We start from the raw sequence: 25,204 nt of genomic DNA, 5'->3' as shown, positions 1-25,204 counted from the left end.
ACTTCACGGTACAGATCTCGGCACGGATCACGTACGGAGAGGAAGCCGTCATGGCTGTCATGCGCGCAGTGCGTCTGCACGTCCCGACCCACGAGCTGCGGGTCGAGGAGGTGGACCGGCCCACCCCCGGTGCGGGAGAGGTCCTGGTCAAGGTGGAAGCGGCCGGAGTGTGCCTGTCCGACGTCCACCTGATCTCCGGAGAACTCGGCGGCACACCCGCGCGGTTGCGGGGCGACACGGTGACCCTGGGGCACGAGGTGGCCGGCACCGTCGCCGAGCCGGGTCCGGACGCGGGCGGCTGGGCGGTCGGCGACCGCGTCGTCCTCCAGGCCGGCGAGTACCGCGACGGGCGGGGCTGGACCCGTGGTGTCGACTACGACGGAGGCTGGGCCGAGTTCGCGCTCGCCCGGATCGACACCCTGGTCCCGCTCCCGGACTCGATCCCCTTCGAGCAGGGAGCGGTCATCCCCGACGCGGTCTCCACCCCGTGGGGCGCCATCACCGACACCGCCGGTGTCCGCCCCGGCCAGGCGGTCGGGGTCTGGGGCATCGGCGGTCTGGGCGCGCACGGGGTGCAGCTGCTGCGCATGGTGGGCGCCTGCCCCATCATCGCCGTCGACCCCTCCCCCGCCGCCCGCGACCGCGCCCTGGCCTTCGGCGCGGACCTCGCCCTCGATCCGGCCGACCCCGGTCTGGCGGACAAGGTCGCCGCCGCCACCCGCGGGGCCGGAATCGAGGCCGCCTTCGACTTCGCCGGCGTCACCCCGGTGCGCGAGCAGGCCCTGTCCGTGCTGGCCGACGGCGGCAAGCTGGTCCTCGTCGGGCTGAGCGGAAAGCCGGTCACCATCGCGGACAGCACCACCTTCAGTACCCGCGAGCTGCGGCTCCTGGGCCACTTCGGCTCCGGCGCGAACGCGGTGGCGCAACTCATCCACCTCACCGAGAACGGGCGGCTGGACTTCTCCCGCTCCATCTCGGACGTACTGCCCCTGGATCAGGCGGCCGAAGCCGTCGAACGGCTGGAGCAGAAGAAGGGCGATCCGATCCGCCTGGTGCTGCGCCCCTGAGGGCGCCGTTCGCGTCGTCAGCACCGCCACCCCCTCGAGAGCGCCAGCCGCCCGCGATGGAAATCACCGCGGGGGCTGCGCTACGGGCGTCAAGGTGTCGAGCCCGGCGCGCAGGAAGGCGACCTCCTCGCGCGGCCGGTGCTCCAGCGCGTCACACGGACTCAGAAGTTGATCATATGTCCGGCCAGGCCGTGCACGGCTTCCTTCACCGCTTCGCCCAGGGTCGGGTGGGCGTGGACATTGCGGGCGACCTCGTGCACGGTCAGGTCCCACTGCTGCGCCAGCGTCAGTTCCGGCAGCAGCTCCGTCACGTCCGGACCGATCAGATGGCCCCCGAGGAGCTCGCCGTACTTGGCGTCGCTGATCAGCTTCACGAAGCCGACCGTGTCACCCAGGCCGTGCGACTTGCCGTTGGCCGTGAAGGGGAACTTGGCGACCTTGACGTCGTAGCCCCGCTCCTTCGCCTGTGCCTCGGTGTAGCCGAAACTGGCGATCTGCGGCTGGCAGTACGTGGCACGCGGGATCATCACATAGTCCAGCTCCATGGTCTCCGCGTCCGCGATCGTCTCGGCCGCGATGATCCCCATGGACTCGGCGTTGTGCGCGAGCATCAGCTTCGCGGTCACATCCCCGATCGCGGAGATGTGCGGTACGGACGTACGGCAGCGGCCGTCGACGTCGATCGCGCCGCGCTCGGTGACCCGTACTCCCGTGGCCTCCAGGCCGTACCCGGTGACGTTCGGCGCGAAGCCGATCGCCTGGAGGACCTTGTCGGCCTCCAGCACCTTCTGCGCACCGTCCTTGCCGGTGACCGTCACCCGCACCTGCGGGCCCGACTCGTCGATCGACTCGACACGCGTCGAGGTGAGGACGTCGATGCCCAGCTTCCGGTACTGCTTGGCGAGTTCGGCGGAGACGTCCGCGTCCTCCAGCGGGGCGACCCGGTCCAGGAACTCGACGACCGTGACCTTCACGCCGTAGTTGTGCAGGACGTACGCGAACTCGATGCCGATGGCCCCGGCGCCCGCGATCACGATGGAGCGCGGCAGGTCCTCGGCGAGGATCTGCTCCTCGAAGGTGACGACACGGTCGCTGCGCCGGGTGCCGGGCAGCAACTTGGGGGTGGCACCGGTGGCGATGATGCAGTCGTCGAATCCGACCGTCTTCGTGGTGCCGTCGGCGAGGGCGACCTGGAGCGTGTGGGCGTCGAGGAAGGTGCCGCGGCCGTCGATCTCGGTGATCGCGTTCTTCTTCATCAGGAAGTGGACGCCCTTGACGCGGCCGTCCGCGACCCGGCGGCTGCGCCGGAACGCCTCGCCGTAGTCGAAGGAGACCTCGCCGTCGACCTTGATGCCGAACGTCTTCGCCTCCCGCGTGAAGATGTGCGCCAGCTCGGCATTGCGCAGCAGCGCCTTCGTGGGGATGCAGCCGACGTTCAGACACACACCACCCCAGTACCGCTCCTCGACGACCGCGACCCGCTTGCCGAGTTGCGCGGCGCGGATGGCGGCGACGTAGCCGCCCGGTCCTGCTCCGAGTACGACCACGTCGAAGCGCTCGTCCATGAGTGGATCCTTCCGGTGAAGCCCGGCTCAGAGCCGGTCCAACATCCTCTGCACCATCTGACCCTGTGACTTTATGTCTTCAGTGCCGCTACGACACTTTTCGTGTCTGTGATCACATGCGCGTAGGTCGGACCGTTCAATTCATGGGCGGCCCTCATGAGTTCGCTCGAGAACGCCGCTGTGGCGTCGGTCACCAGCGACACATGGAATCCGAGTTCCATCGCGTACTTGGCCGTGGTCTCGATGCAGGTGTTCGCGAGCAGTCCGATGACGATCACGTGGTCCACGCCGCGCTGGCGGAGGCGCATCTCCAGGTCGGTGTTGGCGAACCCGCTCTGGGCCCAGTGCTGTGCGACCACGGTGTCCGAGGGCTCGGGCCGCAGGGGCGGGTACCAGTCCCCCCCGAACGCGTCCTGGGCGAAGAGCTGGTTCTTGTCCACGGCGCGTTGTGACGGGTTCGGATGGGACCAGGACTCGTACAGCCCCGGTGTCCAGCGGTGATGTGGCACGTAGAACACCGGAACGTCGACCTCGCGAGCGGTGGACACCAGTTCGGACAGATGGGCCCGCAGGTCGACCTCCCGCGCGACCTCCGCGATGCGCGGCCAGAGCTTGCCCTCGTCGGCGAGGAAGTCGTTCAGCGGATCGACCAGCAGAACCCCCGTCCGGCGCCGGTCGTAGTCGTACACCGTCATGGCTGCCTGCCTTCCGTACGTCGCACTCCTGTGCGGGCGCGCCGGTCAGACGGGGAACAGCAGACAGCTGCTGGTCGTGTGCGCCAGCAGCCGGTCCCCGGAATCGAAGAGCTCGGCCTGCGCGAGGGCGGTACGTCGTCCGCTGTTGAGGACGGTGCCCACGGCACGGACCTTGCCGGTGTCCACGGTGACCGGGCGCAGGAACTTCACATTCAGGTCGAGTGAGGTATACCCCATCCCCTGCGGCAGGACGGACTGCACCGCGCAGCCCGCCGCCGAATCGAGCAGGGTGGCGTATACCCCGCCGTGGACGCTTCCGATGGGGTTGTAGTGCTCCTCGCCCGGGACGAGGGCGAAGACGACCCGGCCGTGCTCGACCTCTTCGAGCGTCATTCCGAGGGTCGCCGAGATCGGCGGGGCGGGGAGCCGTCCGGCCTGCATCTCGCGGAGGAAGTCGAGACCGCTGTGCTGCCCGACGGCGGCGGCGGAGACGATGGGGTCCTCCCAGTCGTATGTGCGTGACCTGCCCATGTCGCTCCCTCGATGATCTGGATGTCAAATTCGAAGCTAGCCAGGACGAGGTCTGGATGTCAACGTCGAAGCCAGCCTACGATGGGGCGCATGACGTGGCTCGACACAAGCACCGAGAACTGCACGGTCCAGCGGACTCTCGACCTGGTGGGCGAGAAGTGGTCACTGCTGGTCCTGCGGGATGCCATGAACGGCGTACGGCGCTTCGACGACTTCCGCCGGCACGTCGGGCTGTCCGAGAGCGTGCTCTCGGACCGGCTGCGGAAGCTCGTCGCGGCCGGGATCCTGGACACCGTCCCCTACAACGAGCCCGGCAGCCGCACCCGCCACGAGTACCGGCTCACCCGCAAGGGCTGGGAGCTGTGGCCGGCGATGATCGCCCTCAAGCAGTGGGGAGACCGCCATGCGGCGGATCCCGAGGGCCCGCCCCTGGAGGTCACCCACGCCGGCTGCGGCGCGCCGGTCGAGACCGTGGTCGTTTGCTCCGCGGGACACGGCCCCCTCATCCCGCCGGAGGCACGCACCCGCCCCGGTCCGTCGGCGAAGGCCTTGGACCTCACCACGCGTTAGTACTCCAGTTGTAGATCGCTCTTGTGCTGGTGGGGTCTATGTTTTCCGCGGCTTGCGCGGCCTGCCCCAGCTGCCGTGCGGCCGGTTCCGGTCCTGGGACAGCGTCGCCGCGTCGAACTGGGTCTTGCTGGTCACTGCTCGCGGTTCAGGTACGAGCGTGGTCGCCGTCGATCGCCATGGGACGGCCGAGGCCCAGCCGACCAGGGGCATGGTCTCGTCGTAGTGTGGAGCGAACTGCGCGACAGTGATGGCAGGCGTCTGGTAGCTCAGGCTGCGGACGTGTTCGATGAACGCGCCGGGGACCGAGACGTGGTGCGTTTCCACGTAGTGCGGGAAGTCCCTGCGCCACAGCCAGGTACCGTCGGTCACCAGAGAAGAGCATCCCGGAGAGTGCCGGTGGGGGCTTCCGGTGATGACGTCGCGTCCGGCTTCCATGACGTCGATGAGGACGTGTCCGGCGTCCAGGTAGGCCACCAGTTCCGCCTCATCCGGTTCGCCGACGGGCTGGACGGCATCGCGTATCGATCCGTTCGGCTGGCCGGCGCGGTTGTCCAGTTCGTCGTAGAAGCCCAGCAATCCCAGCACTGCCTCTCCTTCGGCGAGCCTTTCCATCCCGCTGGTACTCATAGATGCGGCCACCGTTGATCATCGGTGTGTGAAGACAAACGATCACGCGGTGGCCGCAGGTCACAGCGTAGATGCTGCCCACTGAACATCGGTGACTGCCATGGGACTCCGCGGCAGGGCGGCGCTCGACTCTGAGGAATCACCTGTCCGGGGATATCGGCTGATGGGCCGCCAGGCACACCCTGCCGGGCGTCACAACGGCATTGAGGGCCATCTGTCCTGACCGTGTGTGACATGCCGCGTGTGGCGTAATGGGCTCTTCGGGTTGGTCGGCCGCGTCACTCTGTGCGGGTTGATCACGGTCGTGTCAGGAGCTCGTGTGTACAGATCACGTGAGCGGGGCGAGCGCATCCGCCGTGACCGCCGGATGGACCCGAGGACGTCGGGGCGGGCGATGGATCCGTGGCACGAGATGAGCAGGGGCACGGTGGCCGAGGCTTTGAAGACGTCGGTGCGGGGGTGCGGCTGTGACGGAAGGTGAGCGGCGGCCCGCCAAGGGCATGGTGGATCGGTCGGAAGGGTTCGGTGAGCGGCTGCTGGGGGTGCTGTTGGACCGGGCACACGAGATGCCGCCGCAGCTGGTCGCCCCGCTGATCGCGGAAGAGGTGGCCAGGGTCGGTGGCCGCGACGTCTCGATCCTGTTGCAGGACTACGCCCAGCTGGTGCTGGTGCCGCTACCGGGTCGGCGGCTGATGGTCGGCGAGCCCGAGCCGATCGACGACTCTCCCGCCGGCACGGCCTTCCTGTACGCGACCACCGCCGAGGTGCCGCAGGCCGACGGCGTCCGGATGTACCTGCCGTTGTTGGACGGCAGCGACCAGGTGGGCGTAATGGCCCTCACCCTGGACACCGTCGATGACGACGACCGGCGGCTGTTGCGCAGGCTCGCCGGCCTGGTCGCCGACATGCTGGTCACCAAGCACAGCTACACCGACCAGTTCTTCCTCGCCCGGCGCCGTGAACCGATGAGCGTGGCCGCGGAGATCCAGTGGTCCCTGCTGCCGCCGATGGCGATGTCCATCCCGCAGGTCGCGGTCGCCGGAATCCTGGAGCCCGCCTACAACGTCGCGGGCGACAGCTTCGACTACGCCCTCAATGAAGACATCCTGCACGTCGCCATGGTCGACGCGATGGGCCACGGTCTGGACGCCGCCACGATGGCGACCGTCGCGGTCGGCGCCTACCGGCACGCCCGCCGTTCCGACATCGGCCTGTCCGAGATCTACGCGTTCATGGACCGGGCGATCGCCGAGCAGTTCGGGCCCGACCATTTCGTCACCGCGCAGATGATGCGTCTGAACATCGCGACGGGTCACCTGCAGTGGGTCAATGCCGGCCACCCCGCACCGCTGCTGATCCGCGACCACCGGGTCGTCCGGCAGCTGGCAGGCCCGACCACCTTGCCGGTCGGCTTCGGCGGTGAAGATCCCCAGATCAGTGAGCAGATGCTCCAGCGCGGCGACCGAGTGCTGTGCTTCACCGACGGCCTGATCGAGGAGCACGAGGCCGGCGAAGAACAGTTCGGCGAGGAACAGCTCATTCACTGGGTCAACCGCGTCGAACACGGAGAGAAGGGCGTACGAGCGGTGGTGCGCGCACTCTCCCACGCCCTGAAGCGGCAACGAGGCGGCCGCACCAGCGACGACGCGACCCTCTTCCTGATCGAGTGGCGCGGGGGCGCGGCCGGCCATCTCGCCGTCCTGGACTGAGCCGACAGCCGAACGTGGCCGGCATCGGCATCCGCCGGCCCTGAATCCAACGGGCCTTCCACACCATAAGAGTGCACCGGCCCCGGATCGCGTCAGCCGCGTTCCTCCTCCTCGGCCTCCATGAGCCGGATCCCCCGATGCGTCAGCATCACCATCGCGGGTGTGTTTCCCTGCGCCCAGTCGACGGTGATGAGCTCTTCGCCCACCAGATATGCGCACGCCGCCGCCAGATCCTGCTCAGGGACCTGGAGGTCGTCACGCAGCCTCGCCCCGGTGACGCCAAGGAGGCGATTGCCTTCCGTGGCCTCGTACAGCGTTTTCATGATCGCTTCGCGGTAGTTCTTCCGCTCTCGCAGTGTTGCCATGATTGCCGCCACTCGTGCCTGTCACCTCACTCTACTCCGGGCTTGTCAGGAGAACCTGCGTTCGCCGCGATCAGGCGGCACGGCCGGTCGGCAGCTGCCCGGTAGGAGGAGGTGTCATCCCCGTCCTCCCACTTTTCCTCGGAATCCTGGTCCAGGGCAGTCATGGAACTGCCGTGGAGGGCGTGTTCCGCTGCCATGAGCGCGCTCGCGGTCGTCGGGGGGCCGGCGCTGTCGCTCGCGGCGGCCATCAGGCGAGCGGCTGCCGGGGCGTTGGTCTCCGGTGGTATCACCAGCAGGTTCCAGCTGCCCGTGGTGTGGGACAGCAGCATGATCTTGTGGGGGTCCAGCTCCGTCGTGAACCAACCGACCCTCACCGCACGACCGTTGACGGGCACCCTGCTCGGGATGGCAGGCCAGTACGTCGCGTTGACGGCGATCCGGGTGATCCGTCCCGACAGGGGGTCCAGTACGTCGGCCAGAGCAGAGAGTTCGTGTGTCAGCTCCCGGGAGCGGGGCCACCAGGCACCGTCGAGAGGCCCTCGGAACGTGCTCACGGTCTTCAGCGCGAGGCGAGCGGTCGGAGCCCTGAAGGGCACGATCCGCAACGGGGGTCGGTCGGTGGTCGCGGACATCGCGCGCACCTGTCTCCCGGCCGCTGCTTGGGGCGGCCCGGTGTCGTCACTCGCCGAGAACGACACCGGCATGGCGGCCGATGTGCGAAATACTCTCGATGCCTCCACGCTACTCCCGCGGTACGTCGAACGGGCCTCGGCGAGGCACTGGTTCCGAACGCCGCCCATCACGCACCGCGCCATCAGGTACCGTGCACCGCGCCCTTACGCACCGCGCCGGTCCGACCGTCATGCCCGTCAATGCCTGGCGCCGGAATCGGCAGGCGGCCGGTGGCGGCGCCCACGGGACTGTGGGAGGAGGTGTGACGGGCGTCGTGTCCGCCTTCGGAGTCCCAGACCGTTTCCCGGGCCGAGTCCCATGCGGCGGCCTCGGCCTCGGCGGCGACGCGGAAGAGCTCGGCCTCCTGGATCAGGCCGCTTGCCGTGAGGCTGCGTGCGGGATCCGAGGCGGCGGTCATCAGCCGGGCGGCCGTGACGTCGTCGGTCTCGGGCGGAATCACCAGCAGGTCCCAGCGACCCGCGGTGTAGGACAGCAGCAGCAGTTTGTGCGGGTCCTGCTCGGCCTTGAACCAGCCGACCTTCACCACATGGCCCTGGACGGGAACCTTGCGGGGGATGACCGGCCAGAACGTGGGGTTCACGGTGACGTGGGTGATCCGCCCCCACAGCGGGTCCAACACGGCGGTGAGCACGGGAAGTTCGGCCGTCAGGTCACGGGAGCGTGGCCACCATGCGCCGTCGATCAAGGCCGGGGCCGTGCCGGGTAGCGCCAGCTGCAGCCGGAGAGGTGGCGGTGAAGAAGAGAAGGTCCTGTCTTCGACCGCGGGCTTGTCGAACATGGTTGCGGTCATCACGCGAACCCTGCCCCGGGCCGGCCCGGTGTCGTGAATCGCCGGGGACGGCACGGGCATCGAAGCCGGTGTACGAAGTACCCTCGGTATCTTCAGGATACTCCTGGCCGGGGTCCGATGCACGGATACCGTGACGCGAGTTCCGCGGCATGCCGCTGTGTTCGTTCTGCTTCCCGTCCTGATCGTGGTCTTGTTCGGCTTCGGCTTCCTCAACCCCATCTGGTGGGTCGCCGCGGCTGTGTTGGTCTTCGGAACCACCCGTTACGGCCGTGGTGGCGGGGGCCGCGGCGGCGGGTCCGACTTCGGTGAGTACCAGGAGTATCGGGACCGCCGGGAGCGTCAGGACCGATGGGACCGCCGCTACGGCCGTCAGCACCGAGCGCGCTGGAACCGCGAGGACCGGCGGGACCGTGAGCGCCGCGGGTGACGAACGCGTACGTCAGCCCTGTTCCGCTCGTCGTGCATGTGCTCTACGGTCAGAGCAAGGCAGGCGGGACTTCGTCCGTGTCAGGAATCGACGGAACCGGTAAGTCCCCCACCCAGGCTCCCAGCCCCCGAGTCGCAATCGAGGCCGGCCGGAGCCGCATCGCCAGAGCACGCGGCTCCAGCTTCCGTCCTCCTGGCGTTTTCCACTCGGGGTGCTCCCGCCACCCCGCCGCCGCGGAGGGCAGTGCGCGAGGACACGATGGCCGGGGGGCCTCGCGTCCTCGCGACCACGGCCGCCGCCGAACACCATCGGCGGCGGCCGTCCGGACCGGAAAGCAGAGTCTGCGAACCACAAACCGGTGAACCACAGTCTGGGAACTGCTGCCGACCGGTCGTGGCCTTGGTCAGGACCTCAGGCCGGGGAGGGCTTCGGAGTCGTCGATGAACGCGCGGGCCAGGTCGGACAGGCGCCGGTTGTGAGCACGGGCGTAACCGCGCAGTGTGGTGAAGGCCTGTTCCATGTCGATGCCCCGGCGTTCGGCGAGCTTTCCCTTGGCCTGTTCGATCAGGACGCGGCTGTTCAGCGCGCTCTGCAGTTGCTCGTTGAGGACGGTGCTGCGGTGCGCGGTGCGTTGTTGCAGCAGGCTGATGGTGGCGACGTCGGCCAGGGCCTGGGCGAGCGGCGTGGCGTCCGGCTCGAAGGGACCCGGGGTGGCGTGGAAGAGGTTCAGGGCCCCGACGACCTCGTCCCGTAGACGCATCGGCAGGGCCTGGACCGCCCCGAACCCGCTGCGGTGGGCCGCCGCGACAAAGCGTGGCCAGCGGTCGGCCTCCCCGCTCAGGTGGGCGACGAGCACCGGTGCGCCGGTGCGGAAGCAGTCCAGGCAGGGCCCCTCGTCGTTCTGCAGCTGGAAGAGTTCCAGCAGGCGCACCCGTTCGTCGGAGGCGGCCATGACGCGGAGTTCGCCGTCGCGGTCCGCGAGCAGCACGCCTGCGGCACTCGCGCCGAGCATGCCCACACAGCGGTCGGTCAGCAGGCGCAGGAAGTCGATCAGGTCGAAGTCGGCGACCAGGTTGTCCGCCAGCTCGACGAAGGTCTTGGCCAGGAGTCGCTGATTCATCGTGCACACCCTCCGTCGAGACTGATCCCGGCCCGGATGAAGGGACGGGAAGTGCAACTCATGTCCTTGTCCGGTTTCTTGGTCCGGCCTTCCTCGTTCGGTTTCTTGGTTCGCTTCTTCGCCCGGCAAAGGTGTCAGGCCTCATCGTCGGTCCGATCCGTGTCCGCGCCCGGGGGGAACGTGAGCCGGTGGGCGACCACGTCGGCGGCCACCGTGGCGAGGCGGCGTCCTCTGGCGTAGGCGTAGGCGCGCAGGCGGACGAAGGCTTCTTCGGCACCGACTCCGAGCTGGGCCGTGAGCATGCCCGTGGCCTGGTCGATCTCCGCCCGGTACGCGCCCAGGTCCTCGTATCGTCCGTCCGCCGACCATCCGCCGGCCAGGTCCTCCTCGCCGTCGATCCGGGAGTCGAGCAGGACCAGAGCGGCGGTGTCGGCGAACGCCAACGCGTCGGCCAGCGCCTCCGCATCCAACCTGCCCGGGACTTGGGAATACAGGTCCAGAACTCCCGGGCTGATCGCACCCATTTGCAGAGGGAAGGCATAGACGGCGCGTGCCCCGGTTTCCAGGGCCGCGTCGGCGAACACGGCCCAGCGGTCCTGCACTTCGGCGGCGAGCAGATCGGGCGTCAGTACGGCCGAACCCTGTGCGAAGGCATCCACGCAAGGCCCCTCGCCCAAGGTGAGCTGGAGCTCCTCCAACTGCTCGCTGACATCGTCGGTGCTGCACAGCGGATGGCTGGCCGCAGATCTGGACATCGCGGAAAGTCCGGCCCCGCCGACCGGCAGTGCGGCCACGGCCGCGGTGCACACGTCCACCACGCCGACCCGGGCACCCCGCCGGGCCGCCTGCTCGGCGACCAGTACCTGGATCCGGGCCGACCGGTTGTCGGACCTCACCCGGGCCACCGTATCCGGGCTTCGTGCGCAAGACCCTCCAGCCTTGCCGTGGTCCGTTCCCCGAGGGGGAACACCAGCGCACGGAACGTGGTGGGCCTCGTCGGCCTCCGAAGCTCTCCGATGTCCAGCCATCCCGAGGAGTGGAGCGAGTCGAGAGTCGGGCGGTCGGCCTGATCCACCAAGGTGGCGCCAAGGGTCGCCTGGTGGTCGGTCAGCAGCTTCTCCTGCAGACGGTGGGCCAGCTTCTGGTCCTGCGGGTGCGGGCGGACCAGGGTGTCACTGATCGCGAAGACACTGCCGGACTTGGTGATCCGCTCAATGGTGCGTGGCAGCACACCGTCGAAACCGAGCCACCAGCGGCCGTCGCCGAGTACGGGGAACCCGAAGGCGCACCCCGTCAGACTGTCCGTCTCCGCGATCACCATGGCGAATCCCGGGCGGCGGATGTGGCCCGTCAGATGGTTCAGGAAGTCCTGGCGGCTGGGACGGCGGTATGCCTTTCCGGATCCCGTTGCGCAGGAGTCCTCGTACAGATTCCCGAGATCCTCGCGGATGTCCTCCACGAGCCATCGGTTCACCCGGCGCAACCGCACCGCAGCCGCTCCCGGGTCCGCTCTGAGGTCCGCTCCGGAGTTCACGCCGGGCTTCTCGTTTCCACGGGGCTGCCGTGACCGTCCCTGATATGGCCGATCCATCACACCGCACCGCCGGACAGGACAGGTACAGGAGGAACAGGCGGAACAGACCGATGCGGCGGGACGGGAGCGGTCGTGACCGGGGCGCACCCAGGAGGTGGCGACAGCTGCCCGAACGGGACGCCCAGGAGCAGGAATTCGCAGCCGGCGATGTCGAGCATGAGGACCAGTGTCCGCGGCGGATGGTGCAGTCGCAGCGTCCCCCCGGCCGCGGTGATGCGCTGTGAGGCGTTGAGGAAGGCGTTGAGGCCGCTGCAGTCGCAGAAGGTGACGAGGGTGAGGTCGACGTCGATGGTGCGGATGCCGTCGCGCAGACACCGTTCCAGTGATGCGCGCGCCAGGGGCACGGTGTCCAGGTCGATCTCACCGGCCAGCGTGATCAGTGCCCGTTTTCTCCGGTCGTGACGGTAGATGGTGAGCGGCGGAAGGGGCATGACGCCTCGGTTCGGAAGACCGTCCGGCAGGGGACTCGGTGGTGCCGGGAACCCGGCACCGTCGGCCCACTTCCGGCAGCGGAGTGCATTCGGCGGAGGTCGGGCTACGGCCGACTGGTCGACTGCGCGGCAGGACAGCGGACCCACCCGGTTCCCTCCAGGGATGCGCCGGGCGACGGGCGAAGGGCCCGCTCCCCGCGGCGATCTGTGCTCGGCAACGACATGCCGCCGGGGTCTGGGACGTCTGTGGAGCAGCCTAGTCCTCGCCCGGCGCCACGGACGGCCGGAGCGGCCCAATCCCAACATGTGGACGGTATCGAGGCGTGGTGGCGTGCGCATGTCCTGTGCACCGCAAGGTATTTGGGAGTTCAACCTCTCAGAGATCCGAGCCCGGTTAGGGCAAGTGAGTGATACTGCCTCACACGGGTCATCCTGGGTCCCTGCATTCGGGTGGGGAATGCCAGATGATCGGATAAGTGAATTCACACGTCACGGTCGCCGTGGATGACCGGGTCGGTGTCGTGACATCTCGGAGTTCCGCAGTCCGGTCGCCGGACTTCCGGAAGGTGTCGGTCTGTCGCGCCGTGCCCTGCCGGGGCGATGGCCTTGTCCTTGGCACGGGCGATCATGCCGCCCACGGACATGGCGACCAGTTGCGCGCTCGCCACACCGAGGTCGTCGAGCAGGCCGGTGGTGTCCTGGGCCAGGTCGTCGCGATCCTCGTGGATCGACCGGTGTCACGGTTGTCGAAGCGGATGCCGAAGAAGCCCCGGCCGACGCAGCCGTCGATCGTCGCCGTGCGTCCGGTGGCACGGGGTGATGCCGCGTCCTACGTGAGCTGAGCGGTCGTCGCTCATGCCGACGTCTCGGCCTTCGCTGGGCGGGCGGCGGAGGCGAAGCGCAGGTTGTCGTCCTCGACGGGGCCGCCGCGCAGCAGTTTGACGTCGGAGTGGTAGTTCATCGACATGAGCCAGGGATAGGCGAGTCCTTGACGCGGCATCACGTGGAGGGACCGCTGGACGTATCCGGCGCCGAAGTCGAGCAGCGGACGGGTCGGCATGGCCGGGTCGGGGAGCTCGGGGCAGCAGATGTCCGTGCCGGTGGCGTCCATGTGTCCGAGCAGCCGGGTGAAGTGCTCGCACAGCAGGCCCACCTTGAGCGTCCACGAGGAGTTCGTGTAGCCGATCGCGAAGGCGAAGTTCGGTACGCCGCTCAGCATCATGCCCTTGAAGGCCACCTTGTCGGCGAAGTCGACGGGTTCACCGTCCACCGAGAGCGCCATGCCGCCGAACAGCTGCACGTTCAACCCGGTGGCGGTGACGATGATGTCGGCGTCGAGCTCACGACCGGACTCGAGTCGGATGCCGGTCTCGGTGAACGTCGCGATCCGGTCGGTGACGACCGAGGCCGTTCCCTTCTTGAGCGCCTTGAACAGGTCCGCGTCGGGGACCGTGCACAGCCGCTGGTCCCAGGGGTCGTAGGGCGGGTTGAAATGCTCGTCCACGGGATAACCGGCCGGCAGGTGCCTGATGTTCACGGCGCGGATGAGACGTCGCACAACCCGTGGGTGGCGTCGCGAGGTCCGCCAGATGAGGCGCTGCATGGCGATGTTCTTGCGCCGGGTGAGCCGATAGGCGAGGCCGGCCGGCAACACCTTGCGCAGCGTGTTCGCGATCGCGTCCTCCGACGCGACCGGAAGGATGTAGGTGGGCGAACGCTGGAGCATGGTGACATGGCCGGCCGTGTCCGCCAGCGCCGGGATCAGCGTGACAGCCGTCGCACCGCTGCCGATCACCACGATCTTCTTGCCCGCGCAGTCCAGGTCCTCCGGCCAGTGCTGCGGGTGCACGATCTGTCCGGCGAACCGCTCGCGGCCCTCGAACCGGGGGGTGAAGCCTTCGTCGTAGCGGTAGTAGCCACCGGCGCAGAACAGCCAGTTCGCGGTCATCGACACCGTCTCACCGGTGTCGGCGCGCTCGATCTCCACCGTCCAGCGGGCCTCGGCGGTGGACCAGGCCGCGCCGCGCACCCTGTGGTGGTAACGGATGTGCGCTTCGATGCCGCTCTCCCCCGCGGTCTCCCGCAGGTAGTCGAGGATCAGATCGGCGGTGGCGATCGACTTGTCGTTGCGCCACGGCTTGAAGGCGTAGCCGAAGGTGTGCAGGTCGGAGTCCGACCGGATGCCCGGATAGCGGAACAGCGCCCACGTGCCGCCGGAGACACCGCGGGCCTCCAGGATCGCGTAACTGCTGTCGGGCCGCTCGGTCTGCAGGTAGTGGGCAGCGCCGATGCCGGAGATGCCGGCGCCGATGATCAGCACGTCGATGTGCTCGCTCTGACGGGTCATGTGCGGGGACTCCGTTGATGAGGCGTTCGCTGGGTGGTGCCTCGATGATGACCTCACATACCAGCCAGTACGGTGTGGCAGTTCGCACCTTCATCGGAAAAGACCAGTGCATTTTGCACCACCGCTGGCTACCGTGCGGTCATGACCTGGCGGCACCCGTCCGAACGGACATGCGATCTGCTTCGGCAGGGTGCGGAGATCGCACTCAACAGTCTGCAGGAGTGGCTCGACGAGATCGACGAGGCGACCTTGGCGGCGGTGACCATGCGAGCCATCGCGCAGGACCCCGCCCTGCGCGCCGCCACACGGCGGATCAACCGTGCCCACCTGGCGTTCTGGGCGTCACAGACCGCGCGCGACCCCGGCGCGCCCGTACCCGCGTACATCGGACCGGACAGTCTCAGCCACGCCCGCGACCTAGTGCGCCGCGGACTCGACGAATCGGCCCTCGACTCCTACCGCGTCGGACAGAACGCGGCCTGGCGGCGCTGGATGCAGACCGCCTTCACCCTGACCTCCGACCCCGAGGAACTGCGCGAGCTGCTCGATGTGTCGGCACGCTCCGTATCGGGCTTCCTCGACGCCACGATCGTCGACCTCGCCGCACGCATGGCCGCCGAGCGCGAAGAGCTGACCCACGGCACCCACGCCGAACGTCGCGAGATCGTCACCCTGCTCGTCGAGGGCGCGCCCATCAGCCGGCAACGGGCGGAGGCACGTCTGGGCTACGCCCTCGACCGGACGCACACCGCCGCCGTGGTGTGGAGCGAGGAACCGGACCCCGAACCGGGCCACCTCGAACGTGCGACCGAGGCTCTGGCACAGACGACCGGAGTGCAGCAACCGCTCACCGTGATCGTCGGCGCGGCCACTTCGTGGGTGTGGCTGCCCGGACCCGCCGTACCGGACACCGGCCTACTGAGCCGACTCCTCGACCCGCTGCCGGGCGTCCGGATCGCCGTGGGTCCGCCCGCCTGGGGCAGGGAAGGCTTCCGGCGCAGCCACCTCGACGCGCTGACCACCCAGCGCATGCTCGCCAGGCTCCGTTCACCGCGTCGTGTCGCCGGTTTCGACGACGTCCAGCTCAGCAGCCTGATCAGCCAGGACGTCGAACAGGCCGACGACTTCGTCAAGACCACCCTCGGCGACCTCGCCACGGCGAGCCCGGAACTGAGGCACGCCGTCCTCACGTACATCCAGGCCCAGTGCAACACGACCCGCGCCGCCGGCCGGCTCTACACCCACCGCAACACCCTCCTGCGGCAGCTCGACCGAGCCGGCCAACTGCTTCCGAGGCCGCTGGAGGACAACACCGTCAGGGTGGCCGTAGCCCTCGATCTGCTCCAGTGGCGTGGCAGCGACTGAGGACCACGGTGGGCGCCGGCATGCGTCTGCATCGGCACTACGCGCACTCGACGGCGTACTGCGTTCTCAGTAGCCGGGATTGTCGGCAGCCGCAGGACGACGCGGCAGGGCCCGACCAGAGAGCCTGAAGACGTCCCGGCGAGCGGGACGAAGCGACCTCTCCAACGGCTGATTCCCTTTGTCCACCGGGCTGTTGGGCCTTCCGGCGTGCGCGCCCCTCATCCGTCACCGAGGCAGCAGGACATGTTGATGACGAATCACCTACGGACCGTACTGATCGGGGCCTTCCTCGCCTGCGCCACCCTGGTCGCCGCGGTCGGCATCACCCGGCACAACTCGGGCACCGACCCGGTCGGAGTCGCGACGCCACGGGGACCGTATGTGGCGCTCGGCGACTCCTACACCGCCGGGCCGCGGATCCCCGACCGGACCGGAGCCCCCGCCGGGTGCGATCGATCCGACCACGACTACCCGGCGCTGGTCGCCGAGCGGCTGGGGCTGCGGGCGGCCCACTTCCGCGACGTGAGCTGCAGCGGGGCCACCATCGCCGACCTGACGGCGCCGCAGTCCACCGACGACGGCACCAACCCGGCCCAGCTGTCGGCGCTGTCCGCCGGGACGCGGCTGGTCACCCTCGGCATCGGCGGCAACGACATCGGCTTCAGCTCGTTGATCACCACGTGCGTCAAGGCGGGCGTCATCTACGACATGACGGGCCGCGGCAAGTACACCGGGGACGACGCGCCGTGCCGGGGGAAGTACGTCTCCGGCGACACCGACGACGTACAGCGGAAGATCGACACGGCGGGTGAGCGGCTGTCCGAAGCGGTGGCCGAGGTGAAGCGCCGTGCCCCGAAGGCCCGCGTGTACGTCGTGGGATACCCGGCGATCCTGCCGGCGGGTGGCTCCGGCTGCGCCGACGACCTGACCCTCGCACCCGGTGACGCGACCTACCTGCACGACAAGGAACAGCAGCTCAACGCCGAGCTGCGCGAGCGGGCGCAGGAAGCCGGGGCCGGATACGTCGACACGTACAAGCCCTCTGTCGGCCGTGACGCCTGCTCGGGCAGGGACACCCGCTGGATCGAGCCGCTGCTGCCCAGCCTTCCCGCCGCCCCGATGCATCCCAACGAGCGCGGCGCACGCGGCATGGCCGACGCGGTGCTGCACGCGGTCGGCACTCCGCGGTGAGCGCCTCCGACGCGTCCGGCCGGTCGCGGTACGGGCCAAGGCGGCGAAGGGGAGCCGGGCCCGGTGTGGATGCGGGCGTCGGGGACCATGCCGCCGGTGGACACGTCCCTGAGGCCCTCGCCGCGCGCCTCGAGCTCACGGCCTGACCGACGGCCGGCGACCGACGCTGGTCCTGGCGCGAAGAGCGGAGGAGCACCTGCTTTCCGGGGTCGGCCGCGGGACCAACTCGCTTGAGCGGACGCGTACTTCAGCATGCCTGTCCGGAGCGGGCATCGGCAGCCCGAGGAGGAGATGTGCGCTCATGAGCGTGTGCGGGCACGGCCGTCGTACCTTGGCCGGTCGCGGCCGGGAGACCGAGGACCACGGTGAGGCCGCCGCCGGGGGTGTCCTCGGCGGCGAGGGTGCCGCCCACCGCCTCGGCGAAGCCGCGGGCGACCGCGCGGCCGAGGCCGATGCCCGCGCCGCGAGGAGCGTCGCCATAGCGCTGGAAAGGTTCGAAGATGCGGTCCTTGGCCTCGTCGGGGACCCCGGGACCACGGTCAACCACCCGTACCTCCACCCGGTCGGCCATGGCACTCGCCGCGACCAGGACCGGTGCGCCCGCCGGGCTGTACTTCACCGCGTTCTCGACGAGGTTGGCCACCGCGCGCTCCAGCAGACCGGGGTCGACGACGACCATCGGCAGCGTCTCGGGGATGTCCAGCTCCACGCTGTCCTCCGGTACGCCGCCCAGCGCCATCGGCACCACCTCGTCCAGGTCGATCTCCCGCACGATCGGGGTGACGGTCCCGGTCTGCGGGCGCGACATGTCCAGCAGGTTGCCCACGAGGTGGTCGAGGCGGTCGGCGCCCTCCTCGATCGCCTCCAGGAGCTCCGCCCTGGTCCTCCTGCGACCAGGCCACGTCGTCCGACCGCAGCGGGGAGACCGCGGCCTTGATCCCGGCCAGCGGGGTCCGCAGGTCGTGGCTGACGGCGGCGAGCAGCGCGGTGCGGATGCGGTTGCCCTCGGCCAGCGCACGGGACTGGTCGGCCTGGGACTGCAGCCGCTGCCGGTCCAGGACCACCGCGGCCTGGGCGGCGAAGGCGGCCAGCACCCGGCGGTCCTCCGCCGGCAGGACTCGTCCGGACAGCGCGAGCGCCATCCGGTCCCCCCACCGGCATGTCCACGTCCACGTCCTCCGGCCGCTCCAACGTTCTCCCCGTGCCCACCCGGCCCGCGCAGGTCCACGGCGTCACGTCGCTCGCCCGTTCCAGGAGCGCGACCGACTCCATGCCGAATGACTCCATGCCGAAGGTCTCCCGGACCCGTTCCAGCAGGGCCTCCAGGCTGGTCTCGCCGCGCAGCACACTGCCCGCGAGGAAGGAGAGGATCTCCGACTCGGCGCGCAGCCGGGCCGCCTGGTGCGTACGGCGGGCGGCGAGGTCCACGACGGAGGCCACGGAGACGGCGACCCCGACGAAGATCGCGATGGCGACGATGTTCTTCGGGTCGGCGATCGTCAGGGTGTGGACGGGCGGGGTGAAGAACCAGTTCAGCAGCAGAGAACCGGCCACGGCCGAGGCCAGGGCGGGATACAGCCCGCCCAGCAGGGCGGCGGCCACCGTCATCGCCAGGAACAGCAGCATGTCGTTGGCCAGGCCGACTTCGGGTGCGACGCCGGCCAGCAACAGGGTGAGCAGGGCCGGCCCAGCCACGCCGGCCACCCAGCCCCAGACGACCCGAAGGCGGCCGAGCCGTGCGCCCCGGGCGACCGGCAGTCCGCGCCCCTTGGCGACCTCGTCGTGGGTGACGATGTGGACGTCCAGGTCGGGACCCGACTCGCGGGCGACGGTGGCGCCGACGCCGGGCCCGAAGACGTACTGCCAGGTCTTGCGGCGCGAGGAGCCGAGCACGATCTGGGTGGCGTTCACCCCGCGCGCGAAGTCGAGCAGCGCGACCGGTATGTCGTCCCCGACGACGTGGTGGAAGGTGCCGCCGAGGTCCTCGGCCAGGGTGCGCTGGACGGCGAGTTCCTTGGGCGAGGCGGAGGTCAGTCCGTCGCTGCGGGCTATGTAGACGGCCATGACCTCGCCGCCCGCGCCCTTCTCCGCGAGCCGGGCGGCCCGGCGGATCAGCGTGCGCCCCTCGGGACCGCCGGTCAGCCCGACCACGATCCGCTCGCGCGACCCCCAGATCTTCGAGACCCGGTGCTCGCTGCGGTACTCGGTCAGGTACTCGTCGACCCGGTCCGCCACCCACAGCAGGGCGAGCTCGCGCAGCGCGGTGAGGTTGCCGGGGCGGAAGTTGGACAGGGCCGCGTCGACCTTGTCGGACTTGTAGATGTTGCCGTGCGCCATACGGCGGCGCAGCGCGGGCGGTGACATGTCGACCAGTGTTCGTGTGGGGCAGCTCGTCGACCAGGGCCACCCGGGGCCGGCGGGCCAGCACCGCGTCGATGTCCATCTCGGTGAACGTGGAGCCGCGGTACTCCGACTCCTTGAGTGGGACCTGCTCCAGACCGTGCAGCATCACCTCGGTGCTCTTCGTCGGTTTCGTACGCACGCCTCAGCTCTCGAAGCGGTATCCCATGCCCGGCTCGGTGATCAGGTAGCGGGGGTGGGCGGGGTCCGCCTCCAGCTTGCGGCGGAGCTGGGCCATGTAGACCCGCAGGTAGTTGGTCTTGTTGCCCTGGCTGACTCCCCACACCTCCGCCAGCAGGTGCTTCTGTGTGATGAGCCGGCCGGGGTTGGTGACCAGGATCTCCAGCAGATGCCACTCGGTCGGTGTGAGGCGTACGTCGTGCCCGGCGCGGGTGGCCTTCTTGGCGAGCAGGTCGATGGTGAAGCCGTCCGTCATGACGAGCGTCGTCTCGGGGGCCAGCGGAACGTCGTCCGTGCGGCGGACGGCGGCGCGCAGCCGGGCGAGGAGTTCGTCCATGCTGAACGGCTTGGTGATGTAGTCGTCGGCGCCCGCGTCCAGGGCCGCGACCTTCTCGTCGGAGGCCCGGCGGGCGGACAGCACGAGGATCGGTACGCGGGTCCAGCCGCGCAGGGCCTTGATGACGTCCGTGCCGTCCATGTCGGGCAGGCCGAGGTCGAGCAGGACCACGTCGGGCTGCCGGGCGGCGGCGATGCGCAGTGCGGTGGTGCCGTCGGGGGCGGGGTCCACGCCGTACTTGCGGGCCTGCAGGTTGATCACGAGGGCCCGGACGAGTTGAGGGTCGTCCTCCACCACCAGTACCCGGGTCATCAGTGTGCGCCCTTCCTGTTGTACGGCGGGCCGGAACCCGTGGAACCGGCCTCGTGAACGCGGGAGTTGACGAACCGGGGCCTGTTCCCCGTCCGCCAACTCCCGCGCGGTGCGCCTAAGCCCATCAGCTCTTCGCCACGAGTGCCTTGAGCGCGATGTTGAGCTCCAGGACGTTGACTCGGGGCTCGCCCATGAAGCCGAGGGTGCGGCCGTCGGTGTGCTCGTCGACCAGCTTCTGCACCTGGGCGACGGGCAGGCCGTTCTTCTCCGCGATCCGGTGCACCTGGATGTCGGCGTACTTCGGGGAGATGTCCGGGTCCAGGCCCGAGCCGGACGAGGTGACCGCGTCGGCGGGCACGTCGGAGGGCTTGACCGTGTAGCCGTTCACCGAGTTGTCCTTGATGACGGCGGCCTTGGCGGCCTTGACCCACTTGATCAGGTCGGCGTTGTCACCCGAACGGTTGGTGGCGCCCGACAGGATCAGCTTGTACTGCGTGTTGACGCTGTTGGCGCCCAGCCCGTTCGCGGGGCGGCCCTGGAACCACTTCAGGTCGGCATCCGGGGTCTCCTGGCCCTTCTTCAGCGGCAGGTTGTAGGACTGGCCGATCAGCGAGGAGCCGACGACCTTGCCGTTCGCCTTGATCTCCGAGCCGTTCGCCTGGTCGGAGAACAGGCCCTGGGCGACCCCGGTGATGGCGAGCGGGTAGAGAACGCCCGTCACCACGGTGAGCACAAGGAGCGCGCGCAGGCCCGCCCAGAGCAACCGGGCAGTGTTCGTAACCGAGTTGTTCATAGCCGATCAGCCGATTCCGGGGATGAGGGAGATGAGCAGGTCGATGATCTTGATGCCGATGAAGGGGGCGATCAGGCCGCCGATGCCGTAGATCCCGAGGTTGCGCCGCAGCATCTTGTCGGCGCTCACCGGCCGGTATTGCACACCCCGCAGGGCGAGCGGCACCAGCGCGATGATGATCAGCGCGTTGAAGATGACCGCGGACAGGATCGCCGAGTCGGGCGAGGACAGGTGCATGATGTTCAGCTTGTCCAGGCCCGGGTAGACCGCAGCGAACAGCGCCGGGATGATCGCGAAGTACTTCGCGACGTCGTTGGCGATGGAGAACGTCGTGAGCGCGCCCCGGGTGATGAGGAGCTGCTTGCCGATCTCGACGATCTCGATGAGCTTGGTCGGGTTCGAGTCGAGGTCGACCATGTTGCCGGCCTCCTTGGCGGCCGACGTACCCGTGTTCATCGCCACGCCCACGTCCGCCTGCGCGAGCGCCGGTGCGTCGTTCGTGCCGTCACCGGTCATCGCGACGAGCTTGCCGCCCGCCTGCTCCCGCTTGATGAGCGCCATCTTGTCCTCGGGAGTCGCCTCCGCGAGGAAGTCGTCGACGCCGGCCTCGTCCGCGATCGCCTTGGCCGTCAGCGGGTTGTCACCCGTGATCATGATGGTCTTGATGCCCATCCGGCGCAGTTCGTCGAACCGCTCGCGCATGCCTTCCTTGACGACGTCCTTCAGATGGATGACCCCGAGGATGCGCGCGCCTTCGGTGTCCTCGACGGCCACCAGCAGCGGCGTACCGCCCGCCTCGGAGATCCGGCCCGCGAGGGTGTCGGCGTCCGCGGACACCTCGCCGCCCCGCTCCTTGACCCAGGCGATGACCGAACCGGCCGCGCCCTTGCGGATCTTGCGTCCGTCGACGTCCACACCCGACATACGGGTCTGGGCGGTGAAGGCGATCCATTCGGCCCCGGACAGCTCGCCCTGGTGCCGCTCGCGCAGCCCGTACTTCTCCTTCGCCAGTACGACGATGGAGCGGCCCTCGGGCGTCTCGTCGGCCAGCGACGACAGCTGGGCCGCGTCGGCGACCTCGGCCTCGGTCGTCCCGGTCACCGGCACGAACTCCGAGGCCTGACGGTTGCCGAGGGTGATGGTGCCGGTCTTGTCGAGCAGCAGGGTCGAGACGTCACCGGCGGCCTCAACTGCCCTTCCGGACATGGCCAGCACATTCCTCTGCACCAGCCGGTCCATGCCCGCGATACCGATCGCGGAGAGCAGTGCGCCGATCGTCGTCGGGATCAGACAGACCAGCAGGGCCACCAGCACGACCATCGTCAGGTGCGTGCCCGCGTAGTCGGCGAACGGCGGCAGCGTGGCGCACGCGAGCAGGAAGACGATCGTGAGCGACGCGAGCAGGATGTTCAGCGCGATCTCGTTCGGCGTCTTCTGCCGGGCCGCACCCTCGACCAGAGCGATCATCCGGTCGATGAAGGTCTCACCGGGCTTCGTCGTGATCTTGATGACGATCCGGTCGGAGAGGACCTTCGTACCGCCGGTGACGGCACTGCGGTCGCCGCCCGACTCCCGGATGACCGGGGCCGACTCACCGGTGATGGCCGACTCGTCGACGGAGGCCACACCCTCGACGACGTCACCGTCGCCGGGGATGATGTCGCCCGCCTCGCAGACGACCAGGTCGCCGACGCGCAGTTCGGTGCCGGGGACCTGTTCCTCGGTCGAGCCGGTCAGGCGCCGGGCGACGGTGTCGGTCTTCGCCTTCCTGAGTGTGTCCGCCTGCGCCTTGCCGCGGCCCTCGGCCACCGCCTCCGCCAGGTTGGCGAAGATCACGGTCAGCCACAGCCAGGCGCTGATCGCCCAGCCGAACCAGTCACCCGGGTCCTTGAAGGAGAAGACCGTCGTCAGGACCGAGCCCACGAGGACCACGAACATCACGGGCGACTTGACCATCACCCGCGGGTCGAGCTTGCGGAACGCGTCCGGCAGCGACTTCAGCAGCTGCTTCGGGTCGAACAGACCCGCGCCGACACGGCTTTCGTCAGTCTTGTGGCCGGTCGGCACATCGCTGTGCGGCGCCCGGGTCGGAGTGGCTGTGGACATCGAGTCCTCTTCTGAAGGCGAATCTGTGCGAGTGGTCATGACGCCAACCCCTCGGCCAGCGGACCCAGCGCGAGCGCCGGGAAGTAGGTCAGACCGGTGATGATCAGGATGGCGCCCACCAACAGGCCGGTGAACAGCGGCTTTTCGGTGCGTAGGGTGCCCGCGGTGGCCGGGACCGGCTTCTGCTCGGCGAGCGAACCGGCCAGCGCCAGCACGAACACCATCGGCAGGAAGCGGCCGAGCAGCATCGCGATGCCGATGGTGCTGTTGAACCACTGCGTGTCGGCGTTCAGGCCCGCGAAGGCCGAGCCGTTGTTGTTGGCGCCGGAGGAGTAGGCGTACAGGATCTCGGAGAAGCCGTGTGCCCCGCTGTTGGTCATGGAGTGGCCCGGAGTCGGCAGGGCCATCGCCGCGGCGGTGAAGACGAGCACCAGCGCCGGGGTGATGAGGATGTAGCAGGCCGCGAACTTGATCTCGCGGGTGCCGATCTTCTTGCCCAGGTACTCGGGGGTGCGGCCGACCATCAGACCGGCGATGAACACCGCGATGATCGCCATGATCAGCATGCCGTAGAGACCGGAGCCGGTACCACCGGGTGCGATCTCGCCGAGCTGCATGCCCAGGATGGTGATACCGCCGCCGAGGCCGGTGAACGAGGAGTGGAAGGAGTCCACCGCACCCGTCGAGGTCAGGGTGGTCGACACCGCGAAGATCGACGAGGCGCCGACACCGAAGCGGTTCTCCTTGCCCTCCATCGCGCCGCCCGCGATCTGGAACGCCGGACCGTGGTGGGCGAACTCGGTCCACATCATCAGGGCGATGAAGCCGAGCCAGATCGTGGCCATCGTGGCGAGGATCGCGTAGCCCTGCTTCAGGCTGCCGACCATGCGGCCGAAGGTGCGGGTCAGCGCGAACGGGATGACCAGCAGCAGGAAGATCTCGAAGAGGTTCGAGAAGGGGGTGGGGTTCTCGAAGGGGTGGGCGGAGTTGGCGTTGAAGTAACCGCCACCGTTGGTGCCTACCTCCTTGATGGCCTCCTGCGAGGCGACCGCGCCGCCGTTCCACTGCTGCGAGCCGCCCATGAACTGGCCCACGGAGTGGATCCCGGAGAAGTTCTGGATCGCGCCGCAGGCGACCAGGACGATCGCGGCGACGACCGAGAGCGGCAGCAGGATACGGATCGTGCCGCGCACCAGGTCCGCCCAGAAGTTGCCGAGCTCACCAGTACGGGAGCGCGAGAAGCCGCGCACCAGCGCCACGGCGACGGCGATACCGACCGCGGCCGAAACGAAGTTCTGCACCGCCAGGCCGCCGGTCTGCACGACGTGGCCCATGGCCTGCTCGCCGTAGTACGACTGCCAGTTGGTGTTCGTGACGAACGACGCGGCGGTGTTGAACGCCTGGTCCGGATCGATGGCCGAGAAGCCGAGCGAGCCGGGCAGATGGCCCTGCAGGCGCTGCAGCAGATAGAGGAAGAGGACGCCGACGGCGGAGAAGGCGAGGACGCCGCGCAAGTACGCGGGCCAGCGCATCTCCGTGTTCGGATTGGCGCCGATGCCCTTGTAGATCCACTTCTCCACACGCCAGTGCTTGTCGGAGGAGTAGACCTTGGCCATGTAGTCGCCGAGGGGGACGTAGGCGAGGGCCAGTGCCGCTATGAGCGCGAGCAGCTGGAGCACGCCGGCAAGAACGGGACTCATGGCGCTCTCAGAACCTCTCCGGGAAGATCAGGGCGAGGACGAGATAGCCCAGCAGGGCGACGGCCACGATCAGGCCGACGATGTTTTCGGCGGTCACAGCTTCGTCACCCCCTTGGCGACGAGGGCCACCAGCGCGAACACCGCGATCGTGGTGACGACGAAGGCCAGATCGGCCATCGCGAACTCCTAGATGAGGTTCAGAAATGAAGCGGACGGTTAGAGGTAACCGCCTCGATGGCCGGATCTGGCCGCCGTTGACACCTCCCATACGGCGGCCGGTCCGCCTTTG

Annotated in this window: 24 protein-coding genes and 1 pseudogene; 7 read left to right on the top strand and 18 right to left on the bottom strand. The window is 68.9% G+C overall.

The annotated features are described in order from the left end of the window. Nucleotides 1-50: 50 nt before the first annotated feature. Nucleotides 51-1,067, top strand: coding sequence for a zinc-binding dehydrogenase (locus ACFZDJ_RS41535; protein WP_391066999.1), 1,017 nt, complete (start codon nt 51-53; stop codon nt 1,065-1,067). 161 nt (nt 1,068-1,228) lie between these two features. Here the strand turns inward: ACFZDJ_RS41535 and lpdA are convergent, their stop codons facing one another. The 3 genes from lpdA to ACFZDJ_RS41520 form a co-directional block, all read right to left on the bottom strand. Further along, nucleotides 1,229-2,632 (bottom strand): dihydrolipoyl dehydrogenase, encoded by a 1,404-nt coding sequence (gene lpdA / locus ACFZDJ_RS41530; protein WP_391066996.1) that lies wholly within the window; start codon nt 2,630-2,632, stop codon nt 1,229-1,231. A gap of 71 nt (nt 2,633-2,703) precedes the next feature. Continuing rightward, the gene (locus ACFZDJ_RS41525; protein ID WP_391066993.1) at nt 2,704-3,327 is read right to left on the bottom strand and encodes an isochorismatase family protein; all 624 of its coding nucleotides are present in this window, start codon (nt 3,325-3,327) and stop codon (nt 2,704-2,706) included. A gap of 45 nt (nt 3,328-3,372) precedes the next feature. Then, nucleotides 3,373-3,858 carry a PaaI family thioesterase gene (locus ACFZDJ_RS41520; RefSeq protein WP_168505856.1) on the bottom strand — a complete coding sequence of 162 codons (486 nt, stop codon included), beginning with the start codon at nt 3,856-3,858 and terminating at the stop codon, nt 3,373-3,375. A gap of 90 nt (nt 3,859-3,948) precedes the next feature. Between ACFZDJ_RS41520 and ACFZDJ_RS41515 the strand changes: the two genes are divergently transcribed. Beyond that, nucleotides 3,949-4,428 (top strand): winged helix-turn-helix transcriptional regulator, encoded by a 480-nt coding sequence (locus ACFZDJ_RS41515; RefSeq protein ID WP_390933362.1) that lies wholly within the window; start codon nt 3,949-3,951, stop codon nt 4,426-4,428. A 36-nt stretch (nt 4,429-4,464) separates the two neighbouring features. Here ACFZDJ_RS41515 and ACFZDJ_RS41510 read toward each other — a convergent pair whose 3' ends face one another. Beyond that, nucleotides 4,465-5,013, bottom strand: a complete 549-nt coding sequence (locus tag ACFZDJ_RS41510; protein WP_391066990.1) for a hypothetical protein — start codon at nt 5,011-5,013, stop codon at nt 4,465-4,467. Between the two features lie 509 nt (nt 5,014-5,522). Between ACFZDJ_RS41510 and ACFZDJ_RS41505 the strand changes: the two genes are divergently transcribed. Beyond that, the gene (locus ACFZDJ_RS41505; RefSeq protein WP_390933364.1) at nt 5,523-6,764 is read left to right on the top strand and encodes a SpoIIE family protein phosphatase; all 1,242 of its coding nucleotides are present in this window, start codon (nt 5,523-5,525) and stop codon (nt 6,762-6,764) included. A gap of 92 nt (nt 6,765-6,856) precedes the next feature. Here the strand turns inward: ACFZDJ_RS41505 and ACFZDJ_RS41500 are convergent, their stop codons facing one another. From ACFZDJ_RS41500 to ACFZDJ_RS41490, 3 genes are all read right to left on the bottom strand, one after another. Further along, entirely contained in the window at nt 6,857-7,129 is a 273-nt protein-coding gene (locus ACFZDJ_RS41500; protein ID WP_054229945.1) for a hypothetical protein, read from the bottom strand. Nucleotides 7,130-7,155: 26 nt separating this feature from the next. Then, nucleotides 7,156-7,761: a DUF5994 family protein gene (locus tag ACFZDJ_RS41495; RefSeq protein ID WP_391066986.1), complete on the bottom strand. Its 606-nt coding sequence runs from the start codon at nt 7,759-7,761 to the stop codon at nt 7,156-7,158. A gap of 182 nt (nt 7,762-7,943) precedes the next feature. Then, a complete protein-coding gene (locus tag ACFZDJ_RS41490) occupies nt 7,944-8,612 on the bottom strand; it encodes a DUF5994 family protein (protein WP_391066983.1) in 669 nt (222 codons plus the stop codon). A gap of 157 nt (nt 8,613-8,769) precedes the next feature. Here ACFZDJ_RS41490 and ACFZDJ_RS41485 point away from each other — a divergent pair, with 157 nt between their 5' ends. Then, nucleotides 8,770-9,039 carry a hypothetical protein gene (locus tag ACFZDJ_RS41485; RefSeq protein WP_391066980.1) on the top strand — a complete coding sequence of 90 codons (270 nt, stop codon included), beginning with the start codon at nt 8,770-8,772 and terminating at the stop codon, nt 9,037-9,039. Nucleotides 9,040-9,442: 403 nt separating this feature from the next. On the opposite strand, the gene ACFZDJ_RS41480 is transcribed toward ACFZDJ_RS41485, so the two are convergent. The 4 genes from ACFZDJ_RS41480 to ACFZDJ_RS41465 form a co-directional block, all read right to left on the bottom strand. Further along, a complete protein-coding gene (locus ACFZDJ_RS41480; RefSeq protein ID WP_390933368.1) occupies nt 9,443-10,159 on the bottom strand; it encodes an ANTAR domain-containing protein in 717 nt (238 codons plus the stop codon). A 134-nt stretch (nt 10,160-10,293) separates the two neighbouring features. Further along, on the bottom strand, nt 10,294-11,055 hold the full coding sequence (locus ACFZDJ_RS41475) for an ANTAR domain-containing protein (RefSeq protein ID WP_391066977.1): 762 nt from the start codon (nt 11,053-11,055) through the stop codon (nt 10,294-10,296). Continuing rightward, nucleotides 11,052-11,693 (bottom strand): hypothetical protein, encoded by a 642-nt coding sequence (locus ACFZDJ_RS41470; protein ID WP_391066975.1) that lies wholly within the window; start codon nt 11,691-11,693, stop codon nt 11,052-11,054. Before ACFZDJ_RS41470 ends, ACFZDJ_RS41475 begins: the two co-directional genes overlap by 4 nt. 56 nt (nt 11,694-11,749) lie before the next feature. Further along, nucleotides 11,750-12,184 (bottom strand): STAS domain-containing protein, encoded by a 435-nt coding sequence (locus tag ACFZDJ_RS41465; protein ID WP_391066973.1) that lies wholly within the window; start codon nt 12,182-12,184, stop codon nt 11,750-11,752. A 653-nt stretch (nt 12,185-12,837) separates the two neighbouring features. On the opposite strand from ACFZDJ_RS41465, the gene ACFZDJ_RS41460 reads away from it, so the two are divergent. Next, nucleotides 12,838-13,026: a hypothetical protein gene (locus tag ACFZDJ_RS41460; RefSeq protein WP_391066970.1), complete on the top strand. Its 189-nt coding sequence runs from the start codon at nt 12,838-12,840 to the stop codon at nt 13,024-13,026. 11 nt (nt 13,027-13,037) lie between these two features. Here the strand turns inward: ACFZDJ_RS41460 and ACFZDJ_RS41455 are convergent, their stop codons facing one another. Further along, on the bottom strand, nt 13,038-14,531 hold the full coding sequence (locus tag ACFZDJ_RS41455; RefSeq protein WP_391066968.1) for an FAD-dependent oxidoreductase: 1,494 nt from the start codon (nt 14,529-14,531) through the stop codon (nt 13,038-13,040). A 141-nt stretch (nt 14,532-14,672) separates the two neighbouring features. On the opposite strand from ACFZDJ_RS41455, the gene ACFZDJ_RS41450 reads away from it, so the two are divergent. Continuing rightward, nucleotides 14,673-15,896 carry a helix-turn-helix domain-containing protein gene (locus tag ACFZDJ_RS41450; RefSeq protein ID WP_391066966.1) on the top strand — a complete coding sequence of 408 codons (1,224 nt, stop codon included), beginning with the start codon at nt 14,673-14,675 and terminating at the stop codon, nt 15,894-15,896. 249 nt (nt 15,897-16,145) lie between these two features. Then, on the top strand, nt 16,146-17,087 hold the full coding sequence (locus tag ACFZDJ_RS41445) for a GDSL-type esterase/lipase family protein (protein WP_391066963.1): 942 nt from the start codon (nt 16,146-16,148) through the stop codon (nt 17,085-17,087). A gap of 247 nt (nt 17,088-17,334) precedes the next feature. Here ACFZDJ_RS41445 and ACFZDJ_RS41440 read toward each other — a convergent pair. From ACFZDJ_RS41440 to kdpF, 6 genes and pseudogenes are all read right to left on the bottom strand, one after another. Continuing rightward, nucleotides 17,335-19,605 (bottom strand): annotated as a pseudogene (locus ACFZDJ_RS41440) (DUF4118 domain-containing protein); the annotation flags it as partial. A gap of 27 nt (nt 19,606-19,632) precedes the next feature. After that, a complete protein-coding gene (locus tag ACFZDJ_RS41435; RefSeq protein ID WP_391066960.1) occupies nt 19,633-20,316 on the bottom strand; it encodes a response regulator in 684 nt (227 codons plus the stop codon). 124 nt (nt 20,317-20,440) lie between these two features. Continuing rightward, nucleotides 20,441-21,109 carry a potassium-transporting ATPase subunit C gene (locus tag ACFZDJ_RS41430; protein WP_391066957.1) on the bottom strand — a complete coding sequence of 223 codons (669 nt, stop codon included), beginning with the start codon at nt 21,107-21,109 and terminating at the stop codon, nt 20,441-20,443. 6 nt (nt 21,110-21,115) lie between these two features. Then, complete coding sequence (kdpB, locus tag ACFZDJ_RS41425; protein WP_391066954.1) at nt 21,116-23,215, bottom strand: potassium-transporting ATPase subunit KdpB; 2,100 nt, start codon at nt 23,213-23,215, stop codon at nt 21,116-21,118. Between the two features lie 35 nt (nt 23,216-23,250). Beyond that, nucleotides 23,251-24,915 carry a potassium-transporting ATPase subunit KdpA gene (gene kdpA, locus ACFZDJ_RS41420; protein WP_391066951.1) on the bottom strand — a complete coding sequence of 555 codons (1,665 nt, stop codon included), beginning with the start codon at nt 24,913-24,915 and terminating at the stop codon, nt 23,251-23,253. A gap of 7 nt (nt 24,916-24,922) precedes the next feature. Then, entirely contained in the window at nt 24,923-25,012 is a 90-nt protein-coding gene (kdpF, locus tag ACFZDJ_RS41415) for a K(+)-transporting ATPase subunit F (protein ID WP_037659531.1), read from the bottom strand. Nucleotides 25,013-25,204 lie beyond the last annotated feature (192 nt).

It is taken from the genome of Streptomyces sp. NPDC007896 (assembly GCF_042959425.1).
Taxonomy (GTDB): domain Bacteria; phylum Actinomycetota; class Actinomycetes; order Streptomycetales; family Streptomycetaceae; genus Streptomyces.
This window is presented reverse-complemented; position numbering and strand designations above follow the sequence as displayed.